This window comes from Streptomyces cupreus, assembly GCF_014257025.1.
Classification (GTDB): Bacteria; Actinomycetota; Actinomycetes; order Streptomycetales; family Streptomycetaceae; genus Streptomyces; species Streptomyces cupreus.
Genome location: NZ_JACMSF010000072.1, coordinates 26,545 through 33,302 on the forward strand (window position 1 = coordinate 26,545; position 6,758 = coordinate 33,302).

Sequence of the window (6,758 nt, forward strand, 5' to 3'; positions counted from 1 at the left end):
GGGTCGCTGAATCGTGGAGAACCTGATTGCGCTGCTCATCGCGGCGCCCCTGCTCGGAGCGGCCGTCCTGCTGTGCGGTGGCCGGCGCCTGGACGCCGTCGGCCACTGGATCGGTACGGTGCTCGCGGCCGTGTCGTTCGTGTTCGGCGCGATCCTCTTCGTCGACCTGCTCGGCAAGGACGCCGAACACCGGACGCTGACGCAGCATCTGTTCAGCTGGATCCCGGTGGAGGGCTTCCAGGCGGACGTCGCCTTCCGCCTCGACCAGCTGTCGATGACGTTCGTCCTGCTGATCACCGGCGTCGGCTCGCTGATCCATCTGTACTCGGTCGGGTACATGGAGCACGACGAGCGCCGCCGCCGTTTCTTCGGCTATCTGAACCTGTTCCTCGCGGCGATGCTGCTGCTCGTCCTCGCCGACAACTACCTCCTGCTGTACGTCGGCTGGGAGGGCGTCGGTCTCGCCTCCTACCTGCTGATCGGCTTCTGGCAGCACAAGCCCAGCGCCGCGACGGCCGCGAAGAAGGCGTTCCTGGTCAACCGCGTCGGCGACATGGGTCTGTCGATCGCGATCATGATCATGTTCACCACCTTCGGGACCTTCGCCTTCGGCCCGCTCCTCGGCACCCACGAGGAGCCCGGACTGGTCGGCGAGACCTCCGAGGGCACGCTCACCGCCATCGGCCTGATGCTGCTGCTCGCCGCCTGCGGCAAGTCCGCACAGGTACCGCTTCAGTCCTGGCTCGGGGACGCGATGGAGGGCCCGACCCCGGTCTCGGCCCTGATCCACGCGGCGACGATGGTGACCGCGGGTGTCTACCTGATCGTCCGCTCCGGCGCGATCTTCAACGCCGCCCCCGACGCGCAGTTGCTCGTCACCATCGTCGGCGCCGTCACGCTCCTGTTCGGTGCGATCGTCGGTTGCGCGAAGGACGACATCAAGAAGGCGCTGGCCGGCTCGACCATGTCGCAGATCGGCTACATGGTCCTCGCCGCGGGCCTCGGCCCGATCGGCTACGTCTTCGCGATCATGCACCTGGTGACCCACGGCTTCTTCAAGGCCGGGCTCTTCCTCGGCGCCGGTTCGGTCATGCACGGCATGAACGACGAGGTCGACATGAGGAAGTACGGCGGCCTCAGGAAGTACATGCCGGTCACCTTCATCACCTTCGGCCTCGGCTATCTCGCCATCATCGGCTTCCCGGGCCTGTCCGGCTTCTTCTCCAAGGACAAGATCATCGAGGCGGCGTTCGCCAAGGGCGGCACCGAGGGCTGGATCCTCGGCGGCTGCGCCCTGCTGGGCGCGGCGATCACGGCGTACTACATGACGCGCGTGATGGTGCTGACGTTCTTCGGTGAGAAGCGCTGGCAGCCCGACGAGCACGGCCACGAACCGCATCCGCACGAGTCGCCCAGCTCCATGACGATCCCGATGATCCTGCTGGCCTTCGGATCGGTCTTCGCGGGCGGCCTGTTCAGCGTCGGCGACCGCTTCCTGCACTGGCTGGAGCCCATCACCGGCCACGACCACGGCGACGCCCCGATCAGCGCGGCCACGGTCACGGCGTCCACGGTGGCCGTGATGGTCATCGGCGTCACCGCCGCGTACCTCCAGTACGGCCGCCGCCCGGTGCCGGTCGTCGCCCCGCGCGGGTCGCTGCTCACCCGGGCCGCCCGGCGCGATCTGCTCCAGGACGACTTCAACCACGTCGTCCTCGTCCGCGGCGGCGAGCACCTCACGCGCTCCCTGGTGTACATCGACCACACCCTGGTCGACGGCGTCGTCAACGGCACGGCGGCCTCGGTCGGCGGCCTCTCCGGACGGCTGCGCAAGCTCCAGAACGGCTTCGCACGGTCGTACGCGGTCTCGATGTTCGGCGGTGCGGCACTCCTCGTCGCCGCGACCCTGCTGATGAGGGCGGTCTGATACCGATGTCCTTTCCCCTGCTGACAGCGACGGCGGTGCTCCCCGCGATCGGGGCGGTCGCCACGGCCGCCGTACCGGCCGCGCGGCGCACTGCCGCCAAGTGGCTGGCGCTGCTCTTCTCGCTCGCCACGCTCGCGTTCGCCGTCGCGATCCTGGTCCGCTTCGACCCGGACGGCGACCGCTACCAGCTCACCGAATCCCACTCCTGGATCAAGGAGTTCGGGGTCCGCTACGACCTGGGCGTGGACGGCATCGCGGTGGCCCTGATCGCGCTGACCGCCGTACTGATCCCGTTCATCATCCTCGCGGGCTGGCACGACGCCGACCCGCTGGAGACCGGCAGCAAGCGCTGGCGGCCCACCCAGGGCTTCTTCGCCCTGATCCTGGCCGTCGAGGCGATGGTGATCCTCTCCTTCGAGGCCACCGACGTCTTCCTCTTCTACATCTTCTTCGAGGCCATGCTCATCCCGATGTACTTCCTCATCGGAGGCTTCGGGGACCGTGCCCACGAGCACGGCGAGGAGGTGGCGTCCACCCAGCGCTCGTACGCCGCGGTGAAGTTCCTTCTCTACAACCTGGTCGGCGGTCTGATCATGCTGGCCGCGGTGATCGGCCTCTACGTGGTCGCCGGGAGCTTCTCGCTCCCCGAGATCGCCGAGGCTCGCGCCAACGGCTCGCTGGACATGGTGACCAGCACCGAACGGTGGCTGTTCCTGGGCTTCTTCTTCGCCTTCGCGGTGAAGGCCCCCCTGTGGCCGCTGCACACCTGGCTGCCCAACGCCATGGGTGAGGCCACCGCCCCGGTCGCCGTGCTGATCACGGCGGTCGTCGACAAGGTCGGCACCTTCGCGATGCTCCGCTTCTGCCTCGGCCTGTTCCCGGAGGCCTCGAAGTGGGCGACGCCCGCCGTCCTCGTCCTGGCGCTGATCAGCATCATCTACGGCGCGCTGCTCGCCGTCGGCCAGCGGGACATCAAGCGGCTGGTGGCCTACGCGTCGATCTCGCACTTCGGCTTCATCATCATGGGCATCTTCGCGATGACCAGCCAGGGCCAGTCGGGCGCGACGCTGTACATGGTCAACCACGGGATCTCGACAGCCGCCTTGATGCTGGTGGCCGGCTTCCTGATCTCGCGGCGCGGCTCGCGGCTCATCGCCGACTACGGCGGAGTGCAGAAGGTGGCCCCGGTGCTCGCCGGCACCTTCCTGATCGGCGGTCTGGCGACGCTGTCGCTGCCCGGACTCGCGCCGTTCGTCAGTGAGTTCCTGGTCCTGGTCGGCACATACGCGAGTTATCCGGTGGTCGGCATCATCGCCACCTTCGGCATTGTGCTCGCCGCGCTCTACACCCTCGTCCTGTACCAGCGGACGATGACGGGCCCGGTGAAGCCCGAGGTCTCCGCGATGCCCGACCTGAGGGTGCGGGAACTCGCCGTCGTGGCGCCGCTGGTCGTACTGCTGATCTTCCTGGGCGTCTATCCGAAGCCCGTCACGGACATCGTCAACCCGGCGGTCGAGCAGACCATGTCCGACGTACAGAAGAAGGACCCCCAGCCCGAGGTGGAGGCGGCCAAGTGAGCGCATCAGCCGTCCACAGCCTGTGGACAACCGCGGCCGATCCGATCTCGAAGATCGACGCGCCGAAGATCGAATACGGACAATTGTCGCCCACGCTGATCGTCGTCGGCGCGGCGGTCGTGGGCGTGCTGATCGAGGCGATCGTCCCGCGCAAGTCCCGTTACTACGCTCAGGTGTTCGTCTCCGCCGTCGCGCTGACCGCCGCGTTCGCCGCGGTGGTCGCGCTCGCGGCCGACGGATACGGCACCACGAAGGCGGGCATCGCGGCGATGGGCGCCATCGCCGTCGACGGCCCGGCGCTCTTCCTGCAGGGCACGATCCTGCTGGCCGGACTGGTCGGCCTGTTCACGTTCGCCGAACGGCGGCTGGACCCGGCGGCGCACGGCAACCGGGTCGACTCCTTCGCCGCACAGGCCGCGTCCGTGCCGGGCAGCGAGAGCGAAAAGGCCGCGGTAAAGGCCGGGTTCACCACCACCGAGGTGTTCCCGCTGCTGCTCTTCGCGGTCGCGGGCATGCTGGTCTTCCCGGCGGCCAACGACCTGCTGACGCTGTTCATCGCGCTGGAGGTCTTCTCCCTCCCGCTGTACCTGATGTGCGCCCTGGCCCGCCGCAAGCGGCTGATGTCGCAGGAAGCGGCGGTGAAGTACTTCCTGCTCGGCGCGTTCGCCTCCGCGTTCACCCTGTTCGGCATCGCGCTGCTGTACGGCTACGCGGGCTCGGTGTCGTACGCGACGATCGCGCAGGTCGTCGACGGCACCCTCACCACCGTCGACCCGGCCCTCGCGAACACCATGGGCAACGACGCGCTGCTGCTGATCGGCATGGGGATGCTGGTCATGGGCCTGCTGTTCAAGGTCGGCGCCGTGCCCTTCCACATGTGGACGCCGGACGTGTACCAGGGCGCGCCGACCCCGGTGACCGGCTTCATGGCGGCGGCGACCAAGGTGGCGGCGTTCGGCGCGCTGCTGCGGGTCCTGTACGTGGTGCTGCCCGGCCTGCGCTGGGACTGGCGGCCGGTCATGTGGGCCGTCGCGATCATCACCATGCTGGGCGGCGCCATCGTCGCGATCACACAGACCGACATCAAGCGGCTGCTGGCGTACTCGTCGATCGCACACGCGGGCTTCATCCTCGCCGGTGTCATCGCGACCACGCCGGACGGTGTGTCGTCCGTCCTCTTCTACCTGGCCGCCTACTCGTTCGTGACGATCGGTGCGTTCGCGGTGGTCACGCTGGTCCGGGACGCGGGCGGCGAGGCCACGCACCTGTCCAAGTGGGCGGGGCTCGGCCGACGTTCGCCGCTGGTGGCGGCCGTGTTCGCGGTGTTCCTGCTGGCGTTCGCGGGCATTCCGCTGACCTCCGGGTTCGCCGGGAAGTTCGCGGTGTTCAAGGCGGCGGCGGAGGGCGGGGCGGCCCCGCTGGTGGTGGTCGGTGTGATCTCGTCGGCGATCGCGGCGTTCTTCTACATCCGCGTCATCGTGCTGATGTTCTTCAGCGAGCCGCGGCCCGAGGGCCCGACGGTCGCCGTGCCGTCGCCGCTGACGATGACGGCGATCGGGGTCGGCGTGGCGGTCACGCTGGTGCTCGGTGTGGCGCCGCAGTACTTCCTGGACCTGGCGAGCGATGCCGGGGTGTTCGTGCGCTGACCCGCACGGCCGGTACGGAGGGCCCCGGATCCCGAGGTGGGAGCCGGGGCCTTCGTCCGCGCCGGGTCAGGCGTTGGCCCTCGTCGAACGCCGGCCGAACAGCTTCGGTGTGGCCCGGCCCGTGCCATGTGACAGGTGCCATTTGACTGACTACCGAACGTTACCGAGGCAACCTGTGGATAACTCCGGCGCTGTCGGTGCGGACGCCTATCGTGGACGCAGTGGTCGAGGAGCGACGTACGGGGGGCACGACGATGGGTGGGACGGGCGGGATCGGTGTCATGACAGCGGTAGCCGAGAGCGAGGCGCTGGCCACGCTCCACAGGGTCTTCGGGTACGAGGCCTTCCGGGGCGAGCAGGAAGCGGTCATCGAGCATGTGGTGGCCGGCGGCGACGCCGTCGTCCTCATGCCGACCGGCGGCGGCAAGTCGCTGTGCTACCAGATTCCGTCCCTGGTCAGAGCCGGTACGGGCATTGTCGTCTCGCCGCTGATCGCGCTGATGCAGGACCAGGTGGACGCGCTGCGGGCGCTCGGTGTGCGGGCCGGGTTCATGAACTCCACGCAGGACTTCGACGAGCGCCGGGTGGTGGAGGCGGAGTTCCTGGCCGGAGAGCTGGATCTGCTGTACCTGGCGCCGGAGCGGCTTCGGCTCGATTCCACGCTGGACCTGCTCTCCCGCGGCAAGATCGCGGTGTTCGCGATCGACGAGGCGCACTGTGTGTCCCAGTGGGGCCATGACTTCCGGCCCGACTATCTGGCGCTGTCCCTGCTCGGCGAGCGCTGGCCGGACGTCCCGCGGATCGCGCTCACGGCGACCGCCACCCGGGCGACGCACCAGGAGATCACCGAGCGGCTGAACATGCCGACGGCCCGGCACTTCGTGGCCAGCTTCGACCGGCCCAACATCCAGTACCGGATCGTGCCCAAGGCCGACCCCAAGAAGCAGCTGCTTAGCTTTCTGCGCGAGGAGCACACCGGGGACGCGGGCATCGTGTACTGCCTCTCGCGCAACTCCGTGGAGAAGACGGCGGAGTTCCTCAGCCGCAACGGCATCGAGGCGGTGCCGTATCACGCGGGCTTGGACGCGGGGACGCGTGCGGCGCACCAGTCACGGTTCCTGCGCGAGGACGGGCTCGTCGTGGTGGCGACGATCGCCTTCGGCATGGGCATCGACAAGCCGGACGTGCGGTTCGTCGCACACCTGGATCTGCCGAAGTCGGTCGAGGGCTACTACCAGGAGACGGGCCGCGCGGGGCGGGACCGGCTGCCGTCCACGGCGTGGATGGCGTACGGCCTCAATGACGTCATACAGCAGCGCAAGCTGATCCAGTCGGGCGAGGGCGACGAGGCGTTCCGGCGGCGGGCGGCGGCCCATCTCGACGCGATGCTCGCGCTGTGCGAGACGGCTCAGTGCCGGCGGGGGCAACTGCTCGCCTACTTCGGCCAGGATCCGGATCCGTCCGGCTGCGGCAACTGCGACACGTGCCTGACTCCGCCCGAGACGTGGGACGGGACCATCGCGGCGCAGAAGGTGCTGTCGACGGTGGTGCGGCTTCAGCGGGAGCGGGGGCAGAAGTTCGGGGCGGTGCAGATCGTCGACATTCTGC

The 6,758-nt window shown here is 68.8% G+C and carries 4 protein-coding genes; all 4 read left to right on the forward strand.

Features of this window, described 5'->3' with window-relative positions:
- Positions 1-13: 13 nt before the first annotated feature.
- Positions 14-1,927, forward strand: coding sequence for an NADH-quinone oxidoreductase subunit L (gene nuoL / locus H4N64_RS38425; RefSeq protein WP_186287248.1), 1,914 nt, complete (start codon positions 14-16; stop codon positions 1,925-1,927).
- 5 nt (positions 1,928-1,932) lie between these two features.
- Positions 1,933-3,504, forward strand: a complete 1,572-nt coding sequence (locus H4N64_RS38430) for an NADH-quinone oxidoreductase subunit M (protein ID WP_186287249.1) — start codon at positions 1,933-1,935, stop codon at positions 3,502-3,504.
- The gene (nuoN, locus tag H4N64_RS38435; protein ID WP_186287250.1) at positions 3,501-5,150 is read left to right on the forward strand and encodes an NADH-quinone oxidoreductase subunit NuoN; all 1,650 of its coding nucleotides are present in this window, start codon (positions 3,501-3,503) and stop codon (positions 5,148-5,150) included. The genes H4N64_RS38430 and nuoN overlap by 4 nt, the downstream gene beginning before the upstream one ends.
- Positions 5,151-5,404: 254 nt before the next feature.
- The coding region (locus tag H4N64_RS38440; protein ID WP_186287251.1) for a RecQ family ATP-dependent DNA helicase at positions 5,405-6,758 on the forward strand (1,354 nt) is incomplete at its 3' end.

What these genes read in the sequence shown, in the direction of transcription:
- H4N64_RS38430 (WP_186287249.1), top strand. Translation starts at nt 1,933, where the DNA reads ATGTCCTTTCCCCTGCTGACAGCGACGGCGGTGCTCCCCGCGATCGGG.